We start from the raw sequence: 25,445 nt of genomic DNA on the forward strand, positions 1-25,445 counted from the left end.
CCCCGCCGTACCATCAAATACATATGCCTCGCGCGCCGCAGACCCAATCCACCAACCAGCCCAGCACTGCAGCCACATCCGGCCGCAAGCCGCCCGTCTATCTGCTCGACACCATGGCGTTCATCTTCCGCGCCTATCACGCCATGCAGCGCTCGCGCCCCATGTCCACGCGCACCGGCATTCCCACCGCGGCAACCTACGTCTTCGTCAACATGCTCAACAAGCTGCGTAAGGACTTCAACCCCGAATACCTCGCAGCCGTCTACGACGTCGGCGCTCCTCTCCATCGCAACGAGCTCGCCGATCAGCTCAAGGACGTAAAAAAGTTCAACATCAAAACCCAGCAGTTTGAAGCCACCGAGTACGCCGGCTACAAGGCCAATCGCACCGAAACACCGCCCGACCTGATCCAACAGCAGCCCTACATCCGCCGCGCGCTCGAAGCCTTCCGCATTCCCATCCTCTACTACGAGGGCTTCGAGGCCGACGACGTCATCGGCACGCTCTCATGCCAGCTCTCCGCGCTCGGTCATCACGTCTACGTCGTCTCGTCCGACAAAGACATGATGCAGCTCGTCAACGAGAACGTCTCCATCCTCAACCCCACCAAGGACAATCTCGTCCTCGATCCCGCAGGTGTCGAACAGACTCTTGGCATCCCACCCCGGCAAGTCATCGACGTCATGGCCCTCCGCGGCGACTCCATCGACAACATCCCCGGTGCGCCTGGCATTGGCGACAAAGGGTCCGTCGAACTCATCCAGCAGTTCGGCACTGTCGAAGCCGCGATGGACGCCGCCGTCAACACGCCCGACGCCATCAAGCGCAAGACCTACCGCGAGTCGCTCGCCAACAATCGCGATAACATCCTGCTCTCCAAAGAACTCGTCACCATCCACACCGCCGTGCCTATCCAGGCCGATCTTCACGGCATGCGCACGCAACCCGTCGACGCCGCAGCCGCGCGCGCACTCTTCACCGAGCTTGAGTTCACCACGCTTCTAAAAGAGCTCGCCCCCGCAGCCGACAGCACGCCTGCCACCTTCACGCTCAACGCCGACGCAAACGAACTCGCACAACTCCTCGCCGAAGCCCGCAAGGAAAATCACCTCGCGCTCGCTCTCGCCGCGACCGCACAAGCTATTTCCGAGGAATCCGCCGCCGAGCCCGCCGACCCCAACGCAAACCCCGACATCGAGACAGAACCAGAACCAGAAGCACCGCAGACGCTATCACTCTTCGGTCCCGGAACTTCTGAAACGACGACCGAAACAAACTCTACCCTCTACCCTCTACCCTCTACCCTCTCTCAACCTGACCCAGCCTGCCGTCTAGGCCTGGCCGTCACATCCACGCACGCCATCGAAGTCTCACTCGACACGCCCGGCCTGCGCGAAGCTCTCGCCGACCCCACTCTCCCGAAACAAGTCCACGACCTCAAAGCGGTCCTCCGCGCGCTCGAGCCGCACAACGTCACGCTCGCGGGCCCCATCACCGACGTGATGCTCGAAAGCTATCTCCTCAACCCCACACACGGCTCGCACACACTCGCCGACATCGCCGCGCGCACCACCAGCCGCGCGCTCGTCCACCAACCCACCAAAGACCATCCCAACGACCCGAAGCGTCTCCCCGAAGCTGCATCTGCAATCGTTCGCCTCGCCACCGTGCTCAGCGAGCAGCTCGCAGAGTCCGCTCCCATTACCCACAACATCCCCAAAGATCAGCCCGAACTCGGGGGCGCCGTCACGCCGGAAATGCTCTTCGCCGACGAAGAGAAGCCAGCCAGAAGAGCTGCGAAGAAATCCAAAGCGAAATCCACTCCAACCGAATCACAGCTCAACGAGCACTCCACACTCACCGACGTCTACACCCACATCGACCTCCCGCTCGTCCCCGTGCTCCTCCGCATGGAGCAGGTCGGTGTGCGCGTCAACCTCGACCTCCTCCGCGAGCAATCCACGCGTCTCGGCGTGCAGATCGACGACCTCGCCGAGCGCATCTACACCGCATCCGGCCACCGCTTCAACGTCGCCAGCCCCAAGCAACTCGGCGACGTCCTCTTCAACAAAATGAACCTCCCCAAGCCGCTCAAGTACGGCAAGGGCAAAGTCGTCTCCACCGCGCAGGACGTCCTCGAAGACCTCGCGCCCGACTTCCCCATCGTCCGCGACGTCCTCGAGCATCGCCAGCTCTCCAAGCTCAAAGGCACATACCTCGACGCGCTCCCGTCACTCGCCGACAAGGACCAACGCATCCATACCACCTTCAACCAGGTCGGCACTGCGACAGGTCGTCTCTCCTCAACCAATCCCAATCTTCAGAACATCCCCATCCGCACTGCCGTCGGCCGCGAGATCCGCGCAGCATTCATCGCCGCGCCCGGCAACCTGCTCATGTCCGCCGACTACTCGCAGATCGAGCTCCGCCTCATGGCGCACTTCTCGCAGGACCCCCTACTCCTCGACGCCTACCGCACCGGCAAAGACATTCACACCCTCACCGCCGCCGAGGTCTTCGAGGTCGACCCCGCCACCATGAGCAAAGAGACACGCGCCCGCGCCAAGGCCGTCAACTTTGGCATCGTCTACGGCATCTCGCCCTTCGGCCTCGCCGCTCAGCTCAACATCGACCAGCGCACCGCCCGCGAGTACATCGACAAATACTTCGACCGCTACAAAGGCGTCGCCACCTTCATTGAGCGCACACTCGATCAGGTACGCAGCACGCAGTCTGTCCGCACCGCCTTCGGACGCGTCCGCCCCATCCCCGACATCCACTCGCGCAACCCCAACCAGCGGGGCTTCGCAGAACGCACCGCCGTCAACACACCGCTGCAGGGCACCGCCGCCGACCTCATCAAGCTCGCCATGATCCGCATCGACGCCGAGATCGCCCGCCGCAATCTCCGCTCGCGCATGACCCTCCAGGTCCACGACGAGCTTCTCTTCGACGTCGCCCCCGAAGAAGCCGACGAAATGACCGAGCTCGTCCGCACGCAAATGGAATCCGCCGGCGAATTCTCCGTTCCCATCGTCGCCGAAATCGGCCTCGGCCAAAACTGGCGCGACATCAAATAGCATCCGTTCGATTGCCCAAAACAGATCGCCGCCAGGTTTGGCGGCGATCGTTCACGGCAAGGCAGGCAAGAGACTTACCGCATGAAGCGGCGGCGAAGCGTTCCGGCCAGCCCGAGCACACCAGTTCCGAGCAGCGCGAGGCTGCCAGGCTCAGGTGTCGCACTGATCGGCACACTGCTGGTGAACGCCAGGCTTGCTGCTACCTGGTCCTGGTCTGCGTAGAAGATCTCCACGTTATGCCAGCCCGCGGAGAGCGTCCCCGTATTGACATTAAGCAGTGAGCCGAGCGCATGGATGCCGCCCAGGCCGCCCACGTACGTCCCATCAACATAGATGAACGCGTCATCATCCTCAGCCACGCCAAAGCTCACGCTGCCAGGCGAGGACAAATCGAAATCGCCTGAGAGAATTGCCGTCTCCTCCGCATTATTGTTGTTCGTTCCGGTGGAGTCCGGAGGAAACATATTCGTAGGACTGCTGCTGAGATTCAGAGTGCCTGCGCCCGTTTCCGTAATCACGTTGCCGTTGTACGTACCAGGCGTCCACCACTCCAGAACTCCGCCACCGGAAACATCACCGGCTCCCGCGGGCGTGCTGTATCCCGCAGCCGCCGTGAACGAAGGGTTATAAACCGGCATACCGCCGCTCAAGCTGCCTGAAACATAGTTTGACGAGCCTGTTCCCGTGGTAACGCCGCCCGCATGAAAATCCGAACCCGCGTTATTGTTCAAACCGGAAACCGAAAAATAGGTAACGGCGAATTCATCGGCAGACGCAGGTGTAGACGCCCCGAGAATCACAACACCGATCCCGACCGCAACAAGCAGTTTGCCAGGCAGCAGCCCAGCCAAACGAGCAAAACGCATATAAACCTCTCCTTGAGAAAGCAGAAATGTGGTGCTCAACATTCGGCACGCAACAGGACCAGGACGGCGTCCTCACAGGCGCCACCACAAGCCCGTACCAGCTGCTCCACGAGGAGCCGGCAGGCTGAAAAGTGCCGAGGCCCGAACTGCATGACACTCCTCGTCAAAGGAGAGGGGGGAGATACTAGGAATATCTGCATTCCAGGGGCCAATTGCGGCCTCGCGGAATCCAGCAGAAAACAAAGGCCATTCGCGCAGACATTGGATATTTGCAGGAGTTTGCGCCACTAAATGGGAAGCAATTTACCCACACTCCCACTCATCGGGGCTCCAGCACCAGCGCATTTTCGTTGCATCTCATGATCTTGGTAACCTCACATCACAAAGCACATCACGGACGAAGGAGAAAATTACGTGCCTGACAAAAAACAGCCCTCCATCACGCGCCAGCAACTCATCGACGCCCTCAACGAGGATCTCTCGCGCGAGTATCAGGCCATCATCGCCTACGTGAACTACTCACAGGTGCTCAAAGGCGCCGCCTACATGAGCATCGCCGACCAGCTCGAGATCCACGCCAAGCAGGAGCTCGATCACGCGCTCAAAATCTCCAAAGCAATTGACTACCTCGGCGGCATGCCCTCCGTCACGCCCAAGCCCGTCAAGACCTCCGAAAAAGCCGAGGACATGCTCAAGTTCGATCTGGAAAACGAGCGCGTCACCATCGCCAACTATCGCCGCCGCGTCCGTCAGGCCGACGAGCTGAACGAGTTTGCCATCGCCGAAACCGTCCGCCAGATCCTCCTCGACGAACAAGACCACCTCAGCGATCTCGCCACCGCCCTCGGCATCGATCCGCCCGACCCCGGCATCGCCGACTAATCGCGACCTTTACACACCACAAACCCGGGTGCCCCACCCTCGACTTCCGAAGGAAGACAGGGTGGGGTGTCGCGCGTTAAGTCGCGCGAGTGCCTTTGCCTTTCATTCTGTCATTCCGAGCCGCACCGGGGCACCGACGACCGTTCTTTGCTCGTTGGGGTAGGTGAGGAACCTGCTTCCCGCCCGAATCACCACGATCCGGACGACAGATTAGTGATGACGTGTACAGCACTTCCAGTACACTGGGCCGCAATGTCTGGCCCTGCTCGTACAACATTTCTCACATTTGTCGTGTTGCTTAGTGCCACGTCTCATGCGCAGAACAATTCCACTCCTGGAGCCATCATTGTTCTGGACTCGGTCGTGACCGAGCAGTGGCCTTCCATGCTGCCCACTGTAAACGCACCGGCCGAACCGACTGTCCTCAACCCCGGCCAATGCGTGCGAGTTGGCGTCGCGGCCAGCGGCCTTAATTCCGAGCACGCCCTCAATCGCGTCTCGATCCATGCCATCATCACCTCTTCTGACATACACGCCGAACTTCCCCTCCAACCCTCCGCCGCATTCAAGCTGCTTCGCCCCGCTGCTGAGAACAAGCTTGACGACGACCTCGCACACGCGGGCGTTAAAATTCAATTGCCCGCCGTCGCGGCTCTCGCCGTCTCCGCCTCAAAGTGGTGCGTCCCACCTGACGCCCATGATGGCAAGGTCACCATCTCGGCTGATGTCGAAGTTAACGGCAAGCACACAAACGCTCAATCTCACACAATCCGCATTGAAAGCATCGCGTCCGCTGCCGCCGCTGACTTCAACGACAAGAAGCAACTCGGCGACTGGACGATGTCCTACGACGCCCATCCCGAACCGGCTCGTCTACTCGCCGCCCTGCGTTTCGTCGCTTCCCAGCAACAGCCCGACCTGAACGGCATCCAGTTCCTCATTTCTGCATTCGCGCATGATGCCCCGACAGCAGCTCTTTTCGGCCCCCTCATCGCGCAATTCCAGCCCAGACCAAAGCTTCTCGCCATGGCCGTTGCAGCGCGCGCCAAAGTGACCTTCACTCATCCACCGATCGTGAACCATGACGACGGGCAGCCCCTCGACCTCTCCGGTTTCCCCGATGCCTACGATCTCAAGTCCAGCCCGCAGCCTTGGCAAAACCTCGACCTGCTTTGGGCGGAGTTCCTTGCCACGGGAAGCAGAAAGCCGATCGCCGCCATTGCGCAGGCGCTCGTGTGGAAGTCCGACTATGACTCCTTTCAGGAGATGAAGAAAGAAGGTAAGAAGGCCACGGAACTGACTCCTTCCATCACCCACGGTGTAACGTACGGCGCGGCCCAATGGTCGCTCGGCTCGTTCTATAGAGCCGATCCCATCGCCGCCGACTATATCCGCTCCATCCGTGAGGACCCTTCGACGCCGCAGCCCATCCGCGATGCGTTGCAGAACCTCAACTCCCCCGGCTCCGCGTCGTTCGGCCAATAGACACAACAACCGAAAACCGAAACGCCTGGACCACTTCTGTACTCTGACCGCAACGCGAGGTTGACGATCTTCCGCCCAGGCGTCTACCGTTTTGCGCACCGGGACCCGCTCAAAAATCCATGCTCTGCAGGTGAACCATGGCCACCCTCTGGTTTCGCCGTCCCGCTCTCCTGATACTCGCCACACTCGCGCTCTCCGCCTCTGCCCAGACCACCAGCCCTGCTTATCTCGCGGACATGCCCTCCGTCGACCGCGTCAAAGCCGCGATCCAGGGCACGGACCCCACCGACACGCTCGAGCGCCAGGTCGCCGTTCTCACCTATCTCTCGCAATACATCAACCGCATCAAGGATCCACACGCAGCTTTCACGCCGGACGAGTCACGCGTTAAGTTCAGCTACGATTCCGCCGCCTACCAGATCCAGCAGGACTACAACAAAACCCACACGCAGGCCGAGAACGGCGCTTTCGACAAGGCACAGTTCAACTACATGCTCAACAACGGTGACCAATGGGCGCGCAAACTCATCGGCCCGCAAAGCGCCGCTGCCTACCAAAGCACGCTCACTGACATGAATACCCGCCAGCAGGCGCACATCAACTCCATCAACAGTGCCAACGAAGCCGCAAAGAACGCCGCGACATCATCGTCCCGCGGAGGCAGCTCCAACGATCCCACCACCCTGGCCGCGCGCCGCTGCGCCGAGCTCGGCGGCACCACCGGCGGCTGCGCCACCAAGGGCCTGGGGCAGGGTATGCTTGCCCTCATCGGCGGCGACCAGATCGCAGATGAGGCCGATGCGATGCAGACCGTCGGCGTCTACCTCAGCGGCGGCTGGGGAAGCGGTGGTGGAGCGATCGGTTTCACCCTCAATGCTGCGCAGATCGGCTGCGGCAAGCTTGTGCCGCAACCCTTTTCTTACAAGCTCCAGCGCACAGCCTCCGGTGTACAGGTCTTCGTCTCCAGCTCTCCAAACATGACCCTCACCCTTCGTCCCGACGGTTCGCTCGTCGGCCCCGGCTTGGTCACCATCTCAGGCAGGATCATCGTCGGATACAACACCAGCACCACCACGCTCGTACATCAGGACGGCTCAGAGGCCTCGGGCTGCACCGGCGCGTACGGAAGCTGCAGGACCACCAACTCAACTCCGATTTACGCGCCCGCAACGGCACGCTGCAACTTCGCTACTCTCGCCGCGCCCACTCCCACCCATCAGGCAACTGGAGCCGCCGCCGCTGACGGCAGCTTCGGTGGTGGTCTCTTCAGCTTCATGAGCAGCATAGTGACTGTGGCCGACCCCGGTCTTCGCATGAACGGCAAGTTCTTGAGCCCCACCGGTCTTATCCTCGACTTCGAAGGCGACGCAGTCACGATGGACTGCGGCCCCGCCCACATCAAAGCCCCATACACCGTTCAGAACGCTGCCGGTGAATTCCGCGTCAGCGTCAACAATCCCGGCGGTCCGTTCACGCTAGCCCTCGCCTCGGACGGCACGCTCCATGGCTCCGGCTCAACAACCGTCAACGGAAAGCTCTATCAGTCCATCGGCAGCGATGCCCAGATCAGTTTCCGTCCCGTCTCCACCACCTGTGCCGTCAACACGTTCACCTCGAAATCGCCCACCGAGTACAAGGCCCTTATCTCCAACCCGCCTGCTCCCGGTCGGTAGGCCCACTTGACAAAACTTTTCCGGAGGAAGGGGGGACGACTGTGTCAGCCCACTTCGCACGCACCTGCCGCCGAGACCTAAACCACTTGTTTTGAAGATTTTGCAGTATCTCCAAAACCTGCGCCCAATGTTTTCAATACATTGCGAGTCTTCGTACGACTTAGGTCCGAGCCTAAGTCCAATCTTCTGAAGATTTTGCGCAAAAAGTGACGGGGGGAGGGTCCCCTCACTCCTTCATCAAAATTCTCGCCCACCACTTCTGTTCTCCATCTGCCATAATGATGACCTCATTGAAAGTGAAACCGGAGGAGCTCTATGAAGTTGAGTTCCGGAGCACTCGCCCTCTTCTCTCTTGCGCTTTGTCTCCCTCTCACCGCGCAGGACGCTGTCACTCCTTTACCATCCGCGGCTAAACCGGCCAGTGTCGCCGCAGCTTCCACCAACACCGTCGGGCTCTCCGACATCCGCATCGTGCGCCTCAGCCAGGTACGCGGCAAGGTCTACATCGATCGTCACATCGGCCGCGGCTTTGAAGAGGCCTTCGTCAACATTCCCATCACCGGCGGCGTGCGGCTGCGCACGGATCTCGGTCTCGCCGAAGTTGAATTTGAGGACAACAGCGCGCTTCGCCTCACACCCGACACTGACGTCGAGTTCACGCTGCTGAAACGCAACCTCGCCGGCGCCACCATCTCCAATGTGAAGGTCCTGCGCGGAATGGTATACGCCAGCCTGGCAAAGACGAAGGACAGCACCTTCACCATCGCGGCGGGTGAAACCTCGGTACAGCTCTATCCCGCAAGCCACATCAGGCTCACCGTCGATTCCGCGAAGTCGAACCTGTCGGTGCTTGATGGCAACGTGGACTTCATCGACGGCTCAACGACGACCGCTCTCAAGCGTGGCAAGTCACTCGACTTTGACATCATCGGATACAAACCACCGGAACCCGCGAAGCTCGAAGAGACCGCGTTCGATCAGTGGGACAGGAACGGCGTCGACTATCAGAAGCAGTACTCCTCGCTTCGCTCGTCCGGAGGCACAGGTCTTCTCTACGGCACAAGCGATCTCAACTACTACGGTGGTTTCGTCAACATGCCCGGCTGCGGAAATGTGTGGCGGCCATACTTTGCCTCCGCCGCCTGGACACCGTATGACAACGGCACCTGGGCCTATTACCCGAGCGTTGGCTACTCCTGGGTGTCCCCATATCCTTGGGGCTGGATGCCCTACCACTCCGGCACGTGGATGTCCTGCGGAGCCGCGGGCTGGGGCTGGATGCCCGGAAGCCAGTTCATGGGTCTGCAGAACACGGCGTTGGTGTCGACCTCGGCAGGCGCGGGTGGCTCGCGTTCTCTCGTAACAGCGCCGCTTCCGCCTCGTTCGGGTTCGCCGGCGATGGTTCTGGTGAATGCACGTCCGCTTGCAGTATCGAGCGTCTCGGCCCCCGGCACCTTTACCTTCCGCACAAACTCGGCAGGTCTGGGTGTGCCGCGCGATGCGTTCGGCGACCTGAAGTCAATCTCGTCCGACGTAGCGCACCACGGCCAGGTGAACACCGAAATCGAGCGCTCAATGATCGGCCCGTCTCCGGCCTTCGCGAACGGCAACAGGGCAGGCTCAGGTCGTGATGTCTCGTCTGCTTCACGCTCTGTCGCAACCTTCAGCCGTCCCGGCAATGACGCCCGCAATGGCAATATGAGCTCGCAATCCGGATGGTCGCAACTCTCACGGGACTCGATGACTCGCGACTCGATGAGAGGCGGCGAGCCGGCAAGTGCGCCGATGTCGCGACAGGCAACGATGACGCAGAGCAGCGGCAACTCGTCGGGGTCCTCGCAGGGAAGCACGGCAGCGAGCAAAAAATAGCCTCCAGCAACTGATGCTGCTCTGGCAGGAATGCGGCTCCGCGGATGATACCCTCACGGCTATCGAATTCTCCGCGGAGCCTGCATGCGTCTATCGCGTTCTGTACTTTGGCTGTGCCTTGCCCTATTAGCTCCACGAGCTCACGCTCAAGCACCGCAGCTCCCCATGCCGGGCCCGAAGCCCACCAGCTCAACCCCGCCGGTTCCGCTCCCGCCGCCGAATCCGAAGTCGCCGCCGCAGCTCACGGCGCAGGATGTCACAGCCTTCCTCGACGGCTTTCTTCCGCTGCAGCTTCAGCGCGATGACGTCTCCGGCGCAACGATCTCGATTTATCAGAACGGACAGCCGCTGATCCTCAAGGGCTACGGCTACGCAGATTTCAAGAAGAAGACGCCCGTCGACCCCGTCGTGACGACGTTCCGCCCGGGATCCATCTCCAAGCTTTTCACTTACGTCTCGATGATGCAGCTCGTCGAGCAGGGGAAGTTGAATCTCGACACCAACGTTCAGCAGTATCTCGATTTCAAGATCAATCCCGGACCGCGCGGCATTGGCGACGCGCCGATCACGCTGAGGAATCTTGCGACGCACACTGCAGGATTTGAAGAAGAGCTGCACGACTTCGGCTCCGATAAATCCGGCAAGCTGCCGCTGGACATTCGCACGTTCCTGATCCGCAACCAGCCGCATCGCTTTGCCGCGCCGGGAAAGGATCTCGCGTACTCCAACTACGGAATAACGCTCATCGGCTACATCGTGCAGCGCGTCTCCGGCGAGCCATATGTGGACTACGTGCAACGTCACATCTTCACTCCGCTGGGCATGACGCACTCCACGTTTCAGCAGCCGCTGCCGAAGGGCTTCATCGCGACCAAGGGCTACCTGCATACGTCAGCGGACGACACCGGCTTCGAAGGAGTGACGGAGGTTCCAGCTGGCGGCCTCTCCTCGACCGCTGCAGACATGGCCATCTTCGGCCAGATGTTGCTGGGCAGAGGAACCTACAACGGCGTGCAGATCCTGCAGCCAGCCTCTGTAGCGCTGTTGCTGACACCGCAGTTCACGCCCGGGCCCGGCGTCAGTCCGTGGGACCTCGGCTTCTATGATGAGGATCGCAACGGCATACGCTTCATCGGCCATGGGGGCGACCTGCTCGCGTGCCACTCGCAGTTCTGGATCGAGCCCACGCATGGGCTCTCGTTCTTTATCAGCTACAACTCCGCAGGAGCCGCGCAGAAGGCTCGCGGCGAGCTGTTCAACGCCTTTGTCGACCGATATTTTCCGGGAGCGCCGAATGCCCATGCCGGGTACGTGAAGCTGAGCGCGGAACAACTGCATCCCTACACCGGCTACTTCCTCACCTCGCGACGCGCAGACACGACGATTTTCCGGCTTGTCGGTTTGCAGCTTAGGCAGATTGAGGCCACAAAAGATGGTAATCTCACGATCTCAACCGCGAAGGACTTTTACGGGCATCCGATCGACTTCCATCCGGTCGGGAACGACTCTTTCTATGACGAGACGGACCAGAGCACGATCCATTTCGAACGCAATGCGCATGGACACGTGATTGGCTACGCCACGCCAAGCCATTCAGATCGCGCACCGCTGCTCGTCTCGGGTGCGTGGCTCAATATCCCGCTCGCAGTTGCGCTCTTGACGATGCTGCTGCTCGTCATCGCGGCGCTTGTTCGCGCCTTTCGGAGATTCTTTCAGCGGAAGCGTATGAAGCTCGCGCCACAACCAGGTACAGTGTGGGCGACATTCGCGATTCAGCTAGCGTCGTTCGCTGTGCTTGCGCTGATGGTTGATTTCGTGGTGATCATCTCTCACGCGTCGGAGGTTTCGAGTTTCTATCAGCTCGGCCATCTCGGCCCGTGGCTGCGCATTGAGGTCCTGCTTGCCGTGATCGTGTTTGTCACGCTGATCTTTGCGTTCTTCAGCGCATTGCGCGCGCTGCTGCGCCCGCTGCGCGTGATCACGAAGCTGAAGTTTGCCGTAGTGATGTTCTCCTGCGTTTATCTCGGATGGTTCCTGCTGTTCTTCCATCTGATCGCGTCCCCGACCCGTTATTAGCTATGGCGGAAAATCCAAACACGTTCCGCTTCACGGCGATTGCAACCGCGATTGCACTCATCGCTGTAGCCAGCGTCGGCATTCCGCTTTATGTGATCCGGCCGTTTGTCCCTGAGAACCCACTTGCGCTTGCGTTCGCTCTTGAGTTGCGCCGGATAGCTCCCGTACTTACGCTGGTGTGCGTTCTCGGGATTGTTCTGCTCAGTGCTGCAGCATGGAAGCGAATGCGCCTCATGGCGCGCGCAGGCTGTGTGGTGGCTCTCGCGATTGCCGCACTCAGCGTGGCGGCTTCGCGTATCAACATTTTTGAGCGGATGTTCTATCCGAATCCGGAACCCTCGTTTGTAGCGGCGGCGCAGGCCAGCGTTGATAACAGCGATATGGTTCTCGCGGTCGGGCTCGGCGGCGAACGACGCGCTTATCCGATTCGCTATCTGGGGTATCACCACATCATCAATGACACTCTTGGCGGCCAGCCAATTGCCATCACGTATTGCACGTTGTGTCACACGGGACTGGTCTGGAGCCGTGTGCTCGATGGGCGAGCGCTGTACTTTCATCTCGGTGGAATCAACAACGGAAATGCGCTTCTGCGCGACGCCGAAACGTCGAGCATCTGGCAGCAGAGCACGGGCGAATGCATCTTCGGCCCTCTGCGCGGCAAGCATCTTGCGCTTGTTTCTTCCGAGGAGCTGAGCTTCGCGCTGTGGCGTAAAGAAAATCCGAACGGAACCGTCCTGCGGCCCGATCCCGCTGTCGAAGCCGAGTACGATCCTAAGGACTGGGAGCAGCACGTAGCTCGAACGCGGGTTGTCGTGGACGTTTCATCGTCGGGCATCAATCCACACGAGATTGTTTTCGGAATTCAAATCGGCGGCACGCATCGCGCATATCTGCTGCGGTCGCTGTATGGTTCGCGCCTCATCGAAGATGCACCTGCGAACGGTGCCAATCGTGTTCTTTTAGGGCTCGGCCCGGACAACTCGTCCGTCCGTGCCTTCGATCCCGGCCAACTCACGTTCGTTCGTGCGCAAAGCCCGACGGAAGGAGCCTTTATGACGGATACGGACACGGGAAGCACCTGGAATTTCCAGGGTTGCGCAGTTGCGGGCAAGCTCGCCGGGCAGTGCCTGAAGACAGTCGACGGCCACAAGTCCTTCTGGTTCGACTGGTGGAACCACTACCGCGATACGACGGTCTATCGCGGTTAGACGCCGAGTTCCGCGCGAATCGCATTGGCAATGGCGTCTGCGTGGCGACGCATCGCGGCTTCACTCTCCGCCTCGATCATCACGCGCGCCAGAGCCTCGGTCCCGGAGTAGCGAATGACCACGCGGCCGGAGTCTCTGAGCTCGTCTTCCGCGGAGCGGATAGCGGACGCAACGGACGGGATGGTGTCCAGCGGCCGCTTCTCGCGCACCTTCACGTTCACGATGACCTGCGGATAGTTCTTGAGGTCTGCGATGAGTGCGCCGAGCGTTTTGCCGGAGCGATGAACCACATCGAGAACGACGAGCGCGGTGAGCAGGCCGTCGCCGGTGGTCGCGCGGGCAGGGAACAGGATGTGGCCCGATTGCTCGCCGCCCAGGGAAGCGCCGCTCTTCCTCATCTCTTCGAGCACATACTTGTCGCCGACCGGCGCGCGCAGCATGGAGATGCCGGAGCGTTTCAGCGCGGCTTCGAAGCCCATGTTGGACATGGTGGTCGCGACGACCACGTCATTAGCGAGTTCGCCGCGCGCCTGCAGGTCGCGCGCGCATGCCAGCATCACGGCGTCGCCGTTGACGACGTTGCCGTGCTCGTCGGCGAAGAGCGCGCGGTCGGCGTCGCCATCGAAGGTAAAACCAATCGAGGCGCTGCGCTCTTTCACCTCGCGCGCGACGACTTCCGGGTGCAGAGCGCCGCAGTTCGCGTTGATGTTGCGTCCGTCGGGCGAGGCGTGCGTGACTTCGACTGTGCCTTTGAGCGAGTCGAAGAGCTGCGGGGCAATAACGCTGGCCGCACCGTTGGCGCAATCAATGACGACGCAGCGGTTATCGAGCGAAATGCCAGGCACGGCGCTGAGGAGAAAGTGGACGTACTCGCGGCGGAATTCTTCGTTTACCGGCGGAAGCTCAGTGCTGCGTTCGCGGCTTGCGGACGTGGCAGCGAGGACGCTCTCGATCTCGCGTTCGATGTCGAGTTCGACGTCGTCGGGCAGCTTGTAGCCATCGCCGCCAAAGACCTTGATGCCGTTGTCCTGCCACGGATTGTGCGATGCGGAGATGACGACGCCAGCGCTGAAGCCGTGCTTTCTGGCAAGGAACGCGATGGCGGGAGTTGTGATGACGCCGGCGAACTCCGCGGACGCGCCGCCCTCGCGCAGGCCGGCAATCAGCGTGGAGGTGATCCAGGGGCCGCTCTCGCGCGTATCCATCCCGAGCACGACGCGCACGGCATGGCCTTGCTGTGCGAGCTTGCGCGCCAGCGCGACACCAACCGCGTGAATTGTCTTCGCATCGAGCGGCGCCTCACCTGCGACCGCGCGAATTCCATCTGTCCCAAACAGCTTGCGCATCCAAAACTCTCCGATACCTGAAAACTTGTCCGTATTGATGCTAGCGGATTGTGCGGCAGTGCGGGTTACGTCTTCCCGGTTACGGTCGCGCTCAAACTGCCCTCGTGAAGGCGCGCGGTAATCTGCTCGCCCTGCTGGACTTCGGTGCTCGAACGAAGGAGTCTGCCATCCGGCCCATAAACGAGAGCGTAGCCGCGTTCGAGCACGCGCACGGGGCTAAGGGCCTGGAGCTTCGATCCGGCGCGGTCAATCTGTGACGCGCGAAGGGAGACGGTCGTCTTCGCGACAGACGACAGGCGGCCGCGCAGGGCTTCGAGCTTTCGCGTGTTGTCGCGCAGTCGCACGGCTGGATCATGCCGGAGCAGGCGCGTCTCGATCCTGAAGCTGCGATCGCCGGCGACGCGAAGCCTGCGCGAGAGCGCGTTGTGCATTCGAAGATCCATCTCATCGCAACGTTGCGCCCTGCGATTCAGAGCATCCTGCACGCGGCGCAGTACCATCTCGGCGCCGAGATGGGAGAGCTGCTGGCGCGCGCGCAGAATCTCATAGCGGCCGGCGCGGATGAGGCCTGAGTAGAGACGATGAACGCGTTCCTCAATACGATGCTGCGCGGCGGTGACTATCTCGGCAGCCGCCGAGGGCGTCGGTGCGCAGACGTCCGCGGCGGCGTCAGCGATTGTCGAGTCTGTCGCATGGCCCACGCCGACGATGACGGGCACCGCGCATGCGGCGATCGCGCGTGCAACGCGTTCGTCATCAAAGCCGTGAAGGTCCTCCCAGCTTCCACCGCCGCGCGCCACGATGACGACATCGGCGCGATCCGGATGCCGGCTGAACCAGCGCACGCCGGCCGCGACCTCGATGGCGCAACGTGGACCCTGGACTGCGGCTGGGTAGATCAACAGATTCACGGCAGCATGACGACGGCGGCAGACCTTGACGATGTCGCGCAGCGCGGCGCCCTGCACGCTGGTGACGACGCCGATGCATTGCGGAAAGGGCGGCAGTGGACGCTTGCGGTCGAAGAGGCCCTCGCGGCGCAGACGCTCTTTGAGCTCGCGCACCGCGGCCAGCAGCGCTCCCAGCCCGCGCGGCTCCATCCATTCTGCAATGAGCTGCATTTGTCCGCGGCTCTCATAGACGCTGAGCTGGCCGCGCAGGCGAACTGCGTCGCCGTCCTTCGGCTGGAAGCGGATGAGCGAAACCTGACGCCGGAACATCACGACCGAGAGCTGCGCTGCGCCGTCTTTCAGCGTGAAGTAGCAGTGGCCCGTTGCCGCAGGGCGCCAGTTGGAGATTTCGCCTTCGATGGTGATCTGGCTGTAGTTGCGCTCAAGCACACCGCGGATTTGCCGGACCAGTTCGCCGACGGTCCAGACGCGTGGCTCGGGCGGAGGCTCGCTGATCTTCGCCTCCGGCGGATGTTCGGTGGCTGCCTGCGCTGGTTTCCGTTCAGCCGGACGTGGCTCCTCGGGCGATGCGGGAGTGTGCTCCTCCGCCGCCGGCAGCGCGTCGAACAGGCCCGGCATCTCCGGACGCAACTCGGTCTTGGATCTGCCTCTTCGCCGCAGATCGGCGATGCTCGGCAGGGACTCGCGGAAACTCATCGCAAGGTCGAGTTTACGCTGGCCGAGCGCATGGGCTTCCGGCGGCGTTTCTCAACTTGCGGCGCACAGGGGCGGATGCCGCAGCAGCTCGCCAGCTTCCTTCAGCAGCACCTCGGGACGACACGGCTTATTCAGCAACTTCAGCGGGTGATTCATCCGGAGCGCCTCGAGTTCAACGCTGGCGGTATACGTGAGATAGCCGGTCAGCATGATCATCTGACACTTCGGCATTTCGCGATGGATGGTGGCAGCCAGTTGCAGGCCGCTCCCTCCAGGCATCGTCACATCGCACAGCAGCAGCTCCGGATCAAAGCTCCTCGCTTTGCGCAGCGCGTCTGCAGCCGAGTAACATGCCTCCGACTCAAAACCGTTCACCGCAAAGACCAGCCGCAGCGTGTCCGCTACCAGTCGATCGTCATCAACTACAAGCACTCTCTGTCTCATTTGGAGGTCTCGCCTCCTTCCTCTCGCCTGGGGAAGCACACAAGATTACAAACGCGCCGAAGGACCGGCGCACAATCGTTGGAGAAAGTCACTGTAGAGTAGACGAACAACCTGCGCTGTTCCAGCGGAAATCTACGATTTTTTATGTCATTTATTGACTGCTTCGTTTCCGCTCGCGCGACAATCTAAGGTCAAGCGATGCATATCTTCCTGCTGGTGCTCGGGTTATTCCTGCTCGGAGCGGTGATGCTGGATTCGTTCCAGACGATCATCCTGCCGCGGCGCCCGGTAGTGCGTTTTCGTCTCACGAGAGGTTTTTTTCTCGCCACGTGGATTCCGTACACCCACATCATGCACATGGTTCGCGACCGCCGCAGGCGCGAGCAGCTCTTTAGCTTCTATGGGCCGCTTTCGCTGCTACTGCTGTTTGTCGTATGGGCCTCGGTGCTGCTAACAGGCTTTGCGCTCATCTACTTCGGCCTGCATATGCCGTTTACGGACCCGTGGCATCCTGCCACGACCTTCGATCGGCTGCGCAGTTGTTTTTACGTGAGCGGGTCAACGCTCTTTACGCTGGGACTCGGGGATGTGGTTCCGGCAAGCCACGCCGCGCGGCTCCTGGTTGTGCTGGAGGCAGGCACGGGGCTGGGCTTTGTGGCGCTGGTTATCGGATATGTGCCAGTGCTTTACACAGCGTTTTCCGCGCGTGAGATGACTGTTGCCCTGCTCGATGCGCGTGCGGGGTCGCCGCCGACGGCCGGCGAACTTCTGCTCCGTCACCGGTTCGAGGGCGGGGACCAGGCGCTTACGGAGCTGCTCGCGGAGTGGGAGCGCTGGTGCGCGTCGATGCTCGAAACGCACATTTCTTACCCGATCCTTTGCTATTACCGCTCCCAGCATGACAACCAGAGCTGGCTGTCAGCGCTCACGGCTGTGCTCGATGCGTGCGCGCTGCTGATTACCGCGGTCGAGTGCTCAGCGCAGCGACAGGCTCAGCTAACGTTTGCGACCGGCCGCCATGTCCTGGTCGATATCGGGCATGTATTTCATCGTGAAAAGGCTGAGCAACGGCTGCGGGAAGGCGGGTTCACTCGGCTCAACGACGATGAGTTCAGCCGGCTGTGCGATCTGCTGCGCGGCGAAAACATTGCGCTCTGCGGTGATCTCGATATGCGGGCACGGCTTGATGCTCTGCGCAAGCTGTATGAGCCGCATGCGTGTGCAATGGCCCACTATCTGCGCCTGGAGCTGCCGCACTGGACGCCGCCTCCGATCAATCCTGCCAAGCCCGACATCTGGGCCTCCATTGCGCGACTCCGCAGCCCGGCCGGATCGGCAAGTCCGTTGACCACCCACGTCAGCCGGCAGGCTACGGCGTCTCATCTGGGCGACGATGAGGGCTTCCTCTAGCGCGCTGCATAGAAGAGAAAGGCCGCTCGAGAGAGCGGCCTTTCCTTTGAGTCTTGAGGCTTGTGTCCTGAGTTATTGCCCCATGCCCATACCAGGTCCGGCGGGCTGTGGATTCAGCCTCTCGGAGGCGACCTCCGCGGCGGGGCCGGGATTGCCCTTCGGATCCTTGTCTTTGTCCTTCACCTGGGCCCAGACGCGCTTGGCATCGGCGGTCTTGCCTTCGGTCTGGTACAGGTCGCCGAGCCGGATCTGCGCAAAGTACGGTGGAACGGTCGTCGCATTGCCCTTCCCAAGCTCCGCGAGCAGCTTCTCAGCGTCCGCATTGCGCCCCATCTGCTGGTAGAGGCCTGCAAGGGCCGACTTGCCGAGTGCCGCGGTGTCGCCATTCCAGCTGCCGGCTACCTTCTTCAGCGCGTCCTCGGCCGCCCCGTTGTTCCCCTCGTCCATATAGGTGAGGCCAGCCATATAGAGCGCCATCTTGCCGGGTTCGGTCATCCCGTACTTATCCGCCACTGCCACGAACTGCGAGTTGGCCGCGGTGGCACGGGCCTTCACGTCTGGGAAGGTCTTGACGCCCGGCGGCAGGTTCGGCGCCTGCGAGGCAAGCGGCGCCTGATACGTCTGCATCGCTTCACCAAACGCATTGGCCGCGGCGTCACTTCGGTGCTGGAACAGTGTGTATCCGCCAACGATCAGCAGGATAAGCGCAACGGCAACCACACCGATGATGATCGCCTGCTGCTGGTTCTCCTTCGCCCAGTCGACACCATGTTCGGTCAGGGTGACAAACTGGTCCTGCTTCTTCAACTGCCGCTTGGTTTTATTGTCCACTCTTCCGCTGTTCCCGTCTTTTCAAGAATTTCTCGTCGCACCGGCCCACCGCAGGCGCAACTTCAAGTGTATCAGCCGGGCTTTTCACGAGCACTGGCCGTGGTGGTTCGTAAAGCCGCGGAGCTGTCTGAGGACTCAGAAAATTGTTCCGGATTGAAATCTTTTCGGGCGGCAATTTATCCGCCAACTGGTTGATCTTTCGAGTTTTTTAAGTCTCTTGCCAATCGTATTGCGACGGGCATAGTATCTGGCTCGCAATCGAAACAGTGCACACGTCCCGGGGCAGGTGAGACCGGCTGGCAGGCGCTAGTTGCTCGATCGTTCTTTGATGTTGCAGGGTTCAACTTCCCGCGCCCGCTGGTCCAACCCCGGCGCGACGAAAGACAGGAGCAACACACGGTATGGCCTGGTACGCCTATTGCATTGCTGAGCGCAGCGCTTTCTCTGAGTTAGCTCGTCATCGCCGTCCGATGCCGCTATCCGGGGTGACCGGCCTTTTTGGAAACCAGATTTTTCTGTTTCCGGCCGCCGATCTCGCCGTTGTCGTTTCCGAACACCTCGCCGAGGATGGCAGTCGTCTGATCGGCCCGGAAGCGCAAACCGCGGCCCGCGATCATGCTCGAGTGGTCTCCGGCTGCTTTGACCGCTCCACCGTTCTTCCATTCCGCTTTGGCACCACGTTTGAAGATGACGACGCCCTGCGGCGCTCCGTCCGCTCCAATCAGCGTCATTTTATGGCGAATGTCGAGCGCCTGCGCGGGAAGGCGGAGATGCACCTGAAGCTGGTCGTCGACGACATCTGCCCGGAATCCCGCAACGGCTTCCAGCACCACAACGTCGGGCAGGAGTACCTGTCGCACCTTCGCGAGTCAGCCAGCCGTCAGCGCGAGCGTCAGTCGCGTGCCCGCGCGCTGTCCGTGCAGATGCATCGCATGTTCCTCCCCTTGGCCGAAGAGATCACCTGCCGCCGTATGGACTCCGGCAAGATGCTTCTCGATATCGCTCACCTTGTCGACAAGAAGACGGTCGAGCGCTACCAGAACAAGTACAGCTCGGCGACCCTGCAGATGAAAGATTGTGCGATGCAGCTATCCGGTCCCTGGCCGCCGTATCACTTCGTTCACCGCGAGCCTTCTCACCGCGCACACGCCTAGCTCATCGTTTGGATAAAACACAGAGGCCTCGACGTCCGTCGAGGCCTCTGTGTTTCGGGCTACTGTTTCTGGATCAGGAACTCGAGGCGGGTGCCGAATAGCCTTGAGAGGGGCGGTAGAGTAAGCAGACGCGACGGCACATAGAGAAACTCAATCAGCTTCTCGCGCCGCTCGTTCGAGACATCGTGCCTTCTTCGAAACTCAGCGACACGAAACCCTGTGCGCCGGAAAAGCGCCTCCGCGGTACTGCGTGTGAATTCCCAGGTATGCAAAGGCACATGGCAGTTCTGCCATAGCCAGTCGCGACCGGTCATGCTCGCGAGTGCATGGAAATAGTGCGATTCCAGCGAGGCAATATCCGGGAACGTAATCAGGCAATAGCCGCCGTCTTCCAGGATCGTGTGAACCCGCTCCAGTGCTGGTCACATCGCTGCACGATATTACTGCAGCTTCACATTTGCGCTGTGATCAACGGCAACGCGCTTGCGCCGGCTCAGCACCGAGCTGCGTCTGCGCCGCCGTCCGCTCGCGTGATCGATCTTCTTCCAGAACGCAGCGAAGTAATCGACGGCGGAGATGATGGAGACGATCGCCATCCAGTAGATCGCTGTCATTGCGATCAGATGAACCCCGACGACAAACCAGCCGAAGTTCCAGTAGTCCCACCGATGATTGAGGATGGCCGCAACTACGCTGACGATCTGGATCACGGTCTTCAGCTTGCCAATCTCGCTCGCCTCGATCGTGAAGCCTTCGCTCGCTGCGATCGAACGCAAACCGCTCACCAGGAACTCGCGTCCGATGACCAGCACGGCAATCCAGGGCGGAACAATTCGAGGGTTATACGAGACCAGCACAATGTACGCTGCGGTCACCATCAGCTTGTCGGCGAGCGGATCCAGCAGCATGCCGATCGTCGTTATCTGGCCACGCTTGCGGGCCAGATAACCGTCAAGGCCGTCCGTGATCGATGCAAGGATGAAGACTGCGGAGGCGATGATCTCCTGCTCACCGTGCCCATGCAACGGGAACTTCGGGCTCAAGATCCAGATGAGTACCGGAACAGAGGCGATACGGCTCAGCGTTATGGAGTTGGGCAGGTTCACGGGTGCACGCCAATCACGCGCATCGATGCGGCGTTCGCTGCGCGCCAAACACTGTCATTCTCCCACATCCGGTCGTGACCCGGCTGGCTCTGGAATTTCAGCTCTGCTCGGTTTCGACAGACTCTGTCGGCCGTTCTTTGAAGCGGTACATCTTGCGCCCGCAGTTTCTGCAGACCCACGGGTAAAGCCCGTAGATCGTGAGAATCCAGCGCTCCCACAAACCCACTCGATGGATACGCTGGAACCGATGTTGGCCGCAATCAGGACAGGGTCGCAAACTCACCTCAACCACGGGTCTCGATTGCGGCTTTGCAGGAAACTACGATCTACGCGTACATTCCCCTTTGCTTGGTCGTGTACGCCACGCGATCGATCGCCAGCATATAAGCCGCAATTCGGTTGTTGACGCCGTGCTGTACCGCATATTGCAACACGTCGTTGAAGCTGTCCACCATTATTCGGTCGAGCCGCTGGTTGACCTCCTCTTCGCTCCAGAAATAGCCCATGCGGTCCTGCACCCACTCGAAGTAGCTGGTAGTCACTCCGCCGGCGTTGGCCAGAATGTCCGGCACCACGAACACGCCCTTGTCCTCGAGGATCTGGTCGGCAACGGTCGTCGTGGGCCCATTCGCGCCTTCGATGAGGACGCGAGCGCGAACCCTCTCGGCGTTGCGGCTGGTGATGACGTTCTCCGTCGCGGCCGGGATCAGGACGTCGCACTCCATCATCAGGAGCTCGTCTTTGTCGGCTGGCTCAGCGCCCTTGAAACCGTGGATCGACCCCTGCCGCGCCTTCCACTCCAGCAGCTCGCTGATGTCCATCCCGTTCGCGTTGAACAGCGCACCGTCATATTCGCCGATGCCGATAATCTTGTAGCCCTTCTCCCACAGCAGCTTGGCGGAGTTAGAGCCCACATTGCCGAAGCCCTGCACGATCACCTTGGTCGATTCCGGAGACATGTTCAGGTGCTTCAGCGCCTGGTCGGTTACCACGCTGACGCCGCGGCCTGTCGCCTCTTTTCTGCCGCGCGATCCGCCCAGGCTCACCGGCTTGCCCGTGACGACACTCGTCACGGTCTGGCGCATGTGCATGGAGTACGTATCCATGATCCACGCCATCGTCTGTTCGTTGGTGTTCACGTCGGGTGCGGGCACGTCCTTCTCGGGTCCAATGAATTCGATCAGCTCGGCTGTATAACGGCGGGTCAGCCGCTCCAGCTCTCCCTGGCTCATGCGGCGCGGATCGCAGATGACTCCGCCTTTTGCGCCGCCGAAGGGAATGTTCACGACTGCGCACTTCCAGGTCATCCAACTGGCCAGCGCGCGGACTTCGTCCAGGCTCACATCCGGCGAGTAGCGGATACCACCCTTGCATGGCCCGCGCGAGGCCGAGTGCTGCACCCTGTAGCCTGTGAAGACCTCTATCGTTCCGTCATCCATCCCAACCGGAATATGCACGATGATCTCGCGCGACGGATACCGCAGAACCTTCCAGATACCAGCATCGAGATTCAACTTCCTTGCTGCCAAATCAAATCTTGCTGCCTGTGCCTCCCATGGGTTGGTCTCTTGTTCAAGGGAAATAGGAGCCGTCGCCTCTGCTGTTACCATGCCTGCTTCTTTCTGAGCACCGAGCCTGTTTGCTGCGGTCCTCGCGTTAACGGAATCCGGGCGAGCTGTTAGCGCTGCTCCTCCGGGTACCAGCTTTTCTTCGGCCATCGCTCCTCCTGCATGTTGCGGGCCCATGTCTATCTGACGCGACCCACACTCTACAGGAGGCAGAACAATACCGTCTCGGGAGGCCGATTTTCGCCCGGTCTCCCCTCAAACCCCGCCGATTCTAGGCCCCAATTTGTGGGACTGGCAATGACCCGCGCACCCCCTAAGACACCTCATTTTTGCTACTGCGGTACCCTCGTACCCATGCCCTCCGCGCGCACCCCAACTAGCCCGTCCCTCAACGACTTCACCCAGCTCGCGCGCACGCACACCCTCGTTCCGGTCACCCGCACGGTCGCCGCCGACCTCGAAACACCCGTTTCAGCCTTCCTGCGCGTCGCGGCCCATGAGCCCGAGGCCTTCCTGCTCGAATCCGTCGAGGGCGGCGAAACCATAGGCCGCTACACCTTCATCGGCATCCGTCCCTTCCGCACCATGACCGCCGCCGGCAGCAGCATCACCGAGGCGACACCCGGCTCCGCTCCGGTCACCCGGACCGGCGACATCTTCGCCGAGCTCAAATCCGCCCTCGCGGGCCACATCCCGGCCCGGCTGTCCGGCTTGCCGCCCTTCACCTCCGGCGCCGTCGGCTTCTTCGCGTATGACATCGTCCGCCAGATCGAGAAGCTTCCCACCCTGGCCGCCGACGAACTCCACGTCCCCGACGCCCACCTCATGTTCTTCGACGAGGTCCTCGCCTTCGACCACGTTCGCAAGGCCATCCACCTCATCGTTACAGCCGGCGCCCGCACGCCGCTGCAGTCCACGAACCCGAACCCCCAGCTAATCGACCTCGAGACCCGCGTCCGTGATGCCTACAACGACGCGAACGACCGCCTCGACCGCCTCGAAGCCCTCCTCGAAGCCGCCCTGCACAAGCCCACACACGAGCCGATCAGCGAACCCCTCGACCTCACCCCGCGCACCAAGCGAGAGGACTTTCTCCAGGCCGTCGAGACCACAAAGGAGTACATTCGCGCTGGCGACGTTTTCCAGTGCGTGCTCTCGCAGCGCTTCGACTGCACGCCTGGCGTTGACCCCTTCGAAATCTACCGCTCGCTTCGCATCGTCAACCCGTCGCCCTATATGTATTTTCTGCGCTTCAATCTTCCAGGACAGGGAAGCGAGCGCCGCGCACACATCGTCGGCTCCTCTCCCGAGCTCCTCGTACGCGTCCACGGCCGCAACGTCGAGTACCGGCCAATCGCCGGCACCCGCCCGCGCGGAGCCGATGAGGTTCACGACCGCACTCTCGAAGCCGACCTCCGCGCCGACGCCAAAGAAGTGGCCGAGCACGTCATGCTCGTCGATCTTGGCCGCAACGATCTAGGCCGCGTCTCCGACTACGGCAGCGTGCGCGTGAAGGACCTCATGTTCATCGAGCGCTACTCGCACGTCATGCATCTGGTGAGCGCGCTTGAAGGAACGCTTCGCCCCGAGCTCGCACCGATTGACGCGCTTCGCGCCTGCTTCCCCGCCGGCACACTCTCCGGCGCACCAAAGATCCGCGCCATGGAAATCATCGAGGAGCTCGAGCCCGCACGGCGCGGCGTCTACGGCGGCGCGATTATCTACGCAGATTTTTCCGGTAATCTCGACTCCTGCATTGCCATCCGCACGCTCTTCATGGACGGCGAGCGTGGATACATACAAGCCGGTGCCGGCATCGTCGCCGACTCGATCCCTGAACGCGAAGACGAAGAGTGCCGCAACAAAGCGGCCGCCGTTGTGCGTGCGATTGAGCGCGCACGGTCGGCGTAGACACGGGTCCTCTGTAACCTCTTGACGCCGCAACGGCGCGGGCCTACATTATGGCCCGCCCCTCCGTATCCTTAGGCCGCGTTGTGAACACTTCACTTCAGGAGTTCGCCTATGCTGCGTGCTATTCATCCGATCTGTCTTCTCGCCCTCGCATTCAGCGCCATCCCCGCGCTCGCTCAAAGCCCGTGGAACGGGACATGGAAGCTCAACCAGGCCAAGAGCCACATGACCGGTGACACGTACACCCTCACAAAATCCGGCGACACGTATCACATGAACGGAGGCAGCTTCCAGTTCGACTATGCCTGCGACGGGAAAGACTACCCGATCTTCGGCGGAGAGACTGTGAGTTGCAAAGAGACGCCCACCACTGTCGATTCCGTCTACAAACAGAACGGCAAGACGGTCCAGACCACAAAGCACCAGCTGGATGCCAGCGGCAAATCGTACACAAGCATCAGCACCAACATGCTTGCTGCTGGCGGTACAACCGTCAGCAAGACCACCTTCACTCGGGTGGGGCAGGGAACTGGATTCACCGGCACGTGGAAATCCACATCGACCTCCACGAATCATGTAGAGACGTTCACGCTCGCAGTGAACGGAAACTCCCTGCACGTGGACGTTCCCGAGGAGCATGTGACATGGGAGGGCAAGCTCGATGGAACTCCGGCGGCCGTGCACGGTCCCAATGTGCCTGACGGGGTGATGATCAGCGAAAAATTGGAAGGGCCTAAAAAGATGGTCAGTGATGTGACCGTGGACGGCAAACACGTCTCGCACTCCGAGGACACGATGAACGCCGACGGAAAGTCCTATACGGAAATCACGTGGGATCCTACGAAACCGAACGAGAAGCAAACCTACGTTTACGAGAAACAGTGAGCTGATCGCCGCCCAAACAACAATGCCGGCCTCCGAAGAGG

18 protein-coding genes are annotated in these 25,445 nt (G+C 61.1%); 11 read left to right on the top strand and 7 right to left on the bottom strand.

The features are described from left to right. Positions 1 to 23: 23 nt before the first annotated feature. Positions 24 to 3,080 (top strand): DNA polymerase I, encoded by a 3,057-nt coding sequence (gene polA / locus VGU25_15910; protein ID HEV2578691.1) that lies wholly within the window; start codon positions 24 to 26, stop codon positions 3,078 to 3,080. A gap of 74 nt (positions 3,081 to 3,154) precedes the next feature. On the opposite strand, the gene VGU25_15915 is transcribed toward polA, so the two are convergent. Continuing rightward, positions 3,155 to 3,946, bottom strand: a complete 792-nt coding sequence (locus VGU25_15915; GenBank protein HEV2578692.1) for a PEP-CTERM sorting domain-containing protein — start codon at positions 3,944 to 3,946, stop codon at positions 3,155 to 3,157. Positions 3,947 to 4,360: 414 nt separating this feature from the next. On the opposite strand from VGU25_15915, the gene VGU25_15920 reads away from it, so the two are divergent. The 6 genes from VGU25_15920 (at position 4,361) to VGU25_15945 (ending at position 13,142) form a co-directional block, all read left to right on the top strand. Further along, positions 4,361 to 4,828 (top strand): ferritin-like domain-containing protein, encoded by a 468-nt coding sequence (locus tag VGU25_15920; GenBank protein ID HEV2578693.1) that lies wholly within the window; start codon positions 4,361 to 4,363, stop codon positions 4,826 to 4,828. 384 nt (positions 4,829 to 5,212) lie between these two features. Beyond that, entirely contained in the window at positions 5,213 to 6,313 is a 1,101-nt protein-coding gene (locus VGU25_15925; GenBank protein ID HEV2578694.1) for a hypothetical protein, read from the top strand. A gap of 137 nt (positions 6,314 to 6,450) precedes the next feature. After that, positions 6,451 to 7,986, top strand: coding sequence for a hypothetical protein (locus VGU25_15930; protein ID HEV2578695.1), 1,536 nt, complete (start codon positions 6,451 to 6,453; stop codon positions 7,984 to 7,986). Positions 7,987 to 8,301: 315 nt separating this feature from the next. Further along, entirely contained in the window at positions 8,302 to 9,855 is a 1,554-nt protein-coding gene (locus VGU25_15935) for a FecR family protein (GenBank protein ID HEV2578696.1), read from the top strand. Between the two features lie 165 nt (positions 9,856 to 10,020). Continuing rightward, positions 10,021 to 11,931: a serine hydrolase gene (locus VGU25_15940; protein HEV2578697.1), complete on the top strand. Its 1,911-nt coding sequence runs from the start codon at positions 10,021 to 10,023 to the stop codon at positions 11,929 to 11,931. 2 nt (positions 11,932 to 11,933) lie between these two features. Beyond that, positions 11,934 to 13,142 (top strand): DUF3179 domain-containing (seleno)protein, encoded by a 1,209-nt coding sequence (locus VGU25_15945; protein HEV2578698.1) that lies wholly within the window; start codon positions 11,934 to 11,936, stop codon positions 13,140 to 13,142. On the opposite strand, the gene glmM is transcribed toward VGU25_15945, so the two are convergent. The 3 genes from glmM to VGU25_15960 all read right to left on the bottom strand — a co-directional run bounded on the left by glmM (position 13,139) and on the right by VGU25_15960 (position 16,539). Then, on the bottom strand, positions 13,139 to 14,488 hold the full coding sequence (glmM, locus tag VGU25_15950; GenBank protein HEV2578699.1) for a phosphoglucosamine mutase: 1,350 nt from the start codon (positions 14,486 to 14,488) through the stop codon (positions 13,139 to 13,141). The two genes, VGU25_15945 and glmM, sit on opposite strands and share 4 nt — an antisense overlap. Positions 14,489 to 14,553: 65 nt before the next feature. Next, entirely contained in the window at positions 14,554 to 16,095 is a 1,542-nt protein-coding gene (xseA, locus tag VGU25_15955; protein ID HEV2578700.1) for an exodeoxyribonuclease VII large subunit, read from the bottom strand. A 51-nt stretch (positions 16,096 to 16,146) separates the two neighbouring features. Beyond that, the gene (locus VGU25_15960) at positions 16,147 to 16,539 is read right to left on the bottom strand and encodes a response regulator (protein HEV2578701.1); all 393 of its coding nucleotides are present in this window, start codon (positions 16,537 to 16,539) and stop codon (positions 16,147 to 16,149) included. Between the two features lie 198 nt (positions 16,540 to 16,737). Here VGU25_15960 and VGU25_15965 point away from each other — a divergent pair, with 198 nt between their 5' ends. After that, on the top strand, positions 16,738 to 17,949 hold the full coding sequence (locus VGU25_15965; protein HEV2578702.1) for a potassium channel family protein: 1,212 nt from the start codon (positions 16,738 to 16,740) through the stop codon (positions 17,947 to 17,949). Between the two features lie 72 nt (positions 17,950 to 18,021). Here VGU25_15965 and VGU25_15970 read toward each other — a convergent pair whose 3' ends face one another. Continuing rightward, the gene (locus VGU25_15970) at positions 18,022 to 18,780 is read right to left on the bottom strand and encodes a tetratricopeptide repeat protein (GenBank protein ID HEV2578703.1); all 759 of its coding nucleotides are present in this window, start codon (positions 18,778 to 18,780) and stop codon (positions 18,022 to 18,024) included. Positions 18,781 to 19,181: 401 nt separating this feature from the next. Between VGU25_15970 and VGU25_15975 the strand changes: the two genes are divergently transcribed. After that, positions 19,182 to 19,934 carry a GvpL/GvpF family gas vesicle protein gene (locus tag VGU25_15975; GenBank protein ID HEV2578704.1) on the top strand — a complete coding sequence of 251 codons (753 nt, stop codon included), beginning with the start codon at positions 19,182 to 19,184 and terminating at the stop codon, positions 19,932 to 19,934. A 440-nt stretch (positions 19,935 to 20,374) separates the two neighbouring features. Here VGU25_15975 and pgsA read toward each other — a convergent pair whose 3' ends face one another. Together pgsA and VGU25_15985 are read right to left on the bottom strand one after the other, a co-directional pair. Continuing rightward, positions 20,375 to 21,040: a CDP-diacylglycerol--glycerol-3-phosphate 3-phosphatidyltransferase gene (pgsA, locus tag VGU25_15980; protein HEV2578705.1), complete on the bottom strand. Its 666-nt coding sequence runs from the start codon at positions 21,038 to 21,040 to the stop codon at positions 20,375 to 20,377. Positions 21,041 to 21,366: 326 nt separating this feature from the next. Beyond that, complete coding sequence (locus VGU25_15985) at positions 21,367 to 22,650, bottom strand: Glu/Leu/Phe/Val dehydrogenase (GenBank protein ID HEV2578706.1); 1,284 nt, start codon at positions 22,648 to 22,650, stop codon at positions 21,367 to 21,369. A 312-nt stretch (positions 22,651 to 22,962) separates the two neighbouring features. Between VGU25_15985 and trpE the strand changes: the two genes are divergently transcribed. Continuing rightward, complete coding sequence (gene trpE, locus VGU25_15990; GenBank protein ID HEV2578707.1) at positions 22,963 to 24,519, top strand: anthranilate synthase component I; 1,557 nt, start codon at positions 22,963 to 22,965, stop codon at positions 24,517 to 24,519. A gap of 111 nt (positions 24,520 to 24,630) precedes the next feature. Further along, complete coding sequence (locus VGU25_15995; protein HEV2578708.1) at positions 24,631 to 25,404, top strand: hypothetical protein; 774 nt, start codon at positions 24,631 to 24,633, stop codon at positions 25,402 to 25,404. The last annotated feature ends 41 nt before the right edge of the window (positions 25,405 to 25,445 follow it).

The organism is Acidobacteriaceae bacterium (assembly GCA_035944135.1).
GTDB lineage: Bacteria > Acidobacteriota > Terriglobia > Terriglobales > Acidobacteriaceae > Granulicella.

What these genes read in the sequence shown, in the direction of transcription:
- VGU25_15995 (HEV2578708.1), top strand. Translation starts at nt 24,631, where the DNA reads ATGCTGCGTGCTATTCATCCGATCTGTCTTCTCGCCCTCGCATTCAGC.
- VGU25_15945 (HEV2578698.1), top strand. Translation starts at nt 11,934, where the DNA reads ATGGCGGAAAATCCAAACACGTTCCGCTTCACGGCGATTGCAACCGCG.
- VGU25_15925 (HEV2578694.1), top strand. Translation starts at nt 5,213, where the DNA reads ATGCTGCCCACTGTAAACGCACCGGCCGAACCGACTGTCCTCAACCCC.
- VGU25_15985 (HEV2578706.1), bottom strand. Translation starts at nt 22,650, where the DNA reads ATGGTAACAGCAGAGGCGACGGCTCCTATTTCCCTTGAACAAGAGACC.
- VGU25_15935 (HEV2578696.1), top strand. Translation starts at nt 8,302, where the DNA reads ATGAAGTTGAGTTCCGGAGCACTCGCCCTCTTCTCTCTTGCGCTTTGT.
- VGU25_15940 (HEV2578697.1), top strand. Translation starts at nt 10,021, where the DNA reads ATGCCGGGCCCGAAGCCCACCAGCTCAACCCCGCCGGTTCCGCTCCCG.
- polA (HEV2578691.1), top strand. Translation starts at nt 24, where the DNA reads ATGCCTCGCGCGCCGCAGACCCAATCCACCAACCAGCCCAGCACTGCA.
- glmM (HEV2578699.1), bottom strand. Translation starts at nt 14,488, where the DNA reads ATGCGCAAGCTGTTTGGGACAGATGGAATTCGCGCGGTCGCAGGTGAG.
- xseA (HEV2578700.1), bottom strand. Translation starts at nt 16,095, where the DNA reads ATGAGTTTCCGCGAGTCCCTGCCGAGCATCGCCGATCTGCGGCGAAGA.
- trpE (HEV2578707.1), top strand. Translation starts at nt 22,963, where the DNA reads ATGCCCTCCGCGCGCACCCCAACTAGCCCGTCCCTCAACGACTTCACC.
- VGU25_15965 (HEV2578702.1), top strand. Translation starts at nt 16,738, where the DNA reads ATGCATATCTTCCTGCTGGTGCTCGGGTTATTCCTGCTCGGAGCGGTG.
- VGU25_15975 (HEV2578704.1), top strand. Translation starts at nt 19,182, where the DNA reads ATGGCCTGGTACGCCTATTGCATTGCTGAGCGCAGCGCTTTCTCTGAG.
- VGU25_15930 (HEV2578695.1), top strand. Translation starts at nt 6,451, where the DNA reads ATGGCCACCCTCTGGTTTCGCCGTCCCGCTCTCCTGATACTCGCCACA.
- VGU25_15915 (HEV2578692.1), bottom strand. Translation starts at nt 3,946, where the DNA reads ATGCGTTTTGCTCGTTTGGCTGGGCTGCTGCCTGGCAAACTGCTTGTT.
- VGU25_15960 (HEV2578701.1), bottom strand. Translation starts at nt 16,539, where the DNA reads ATGAGACAGAGAGTGCTTGTAGTTGATGACGATCGACTGGTAGCGGAC.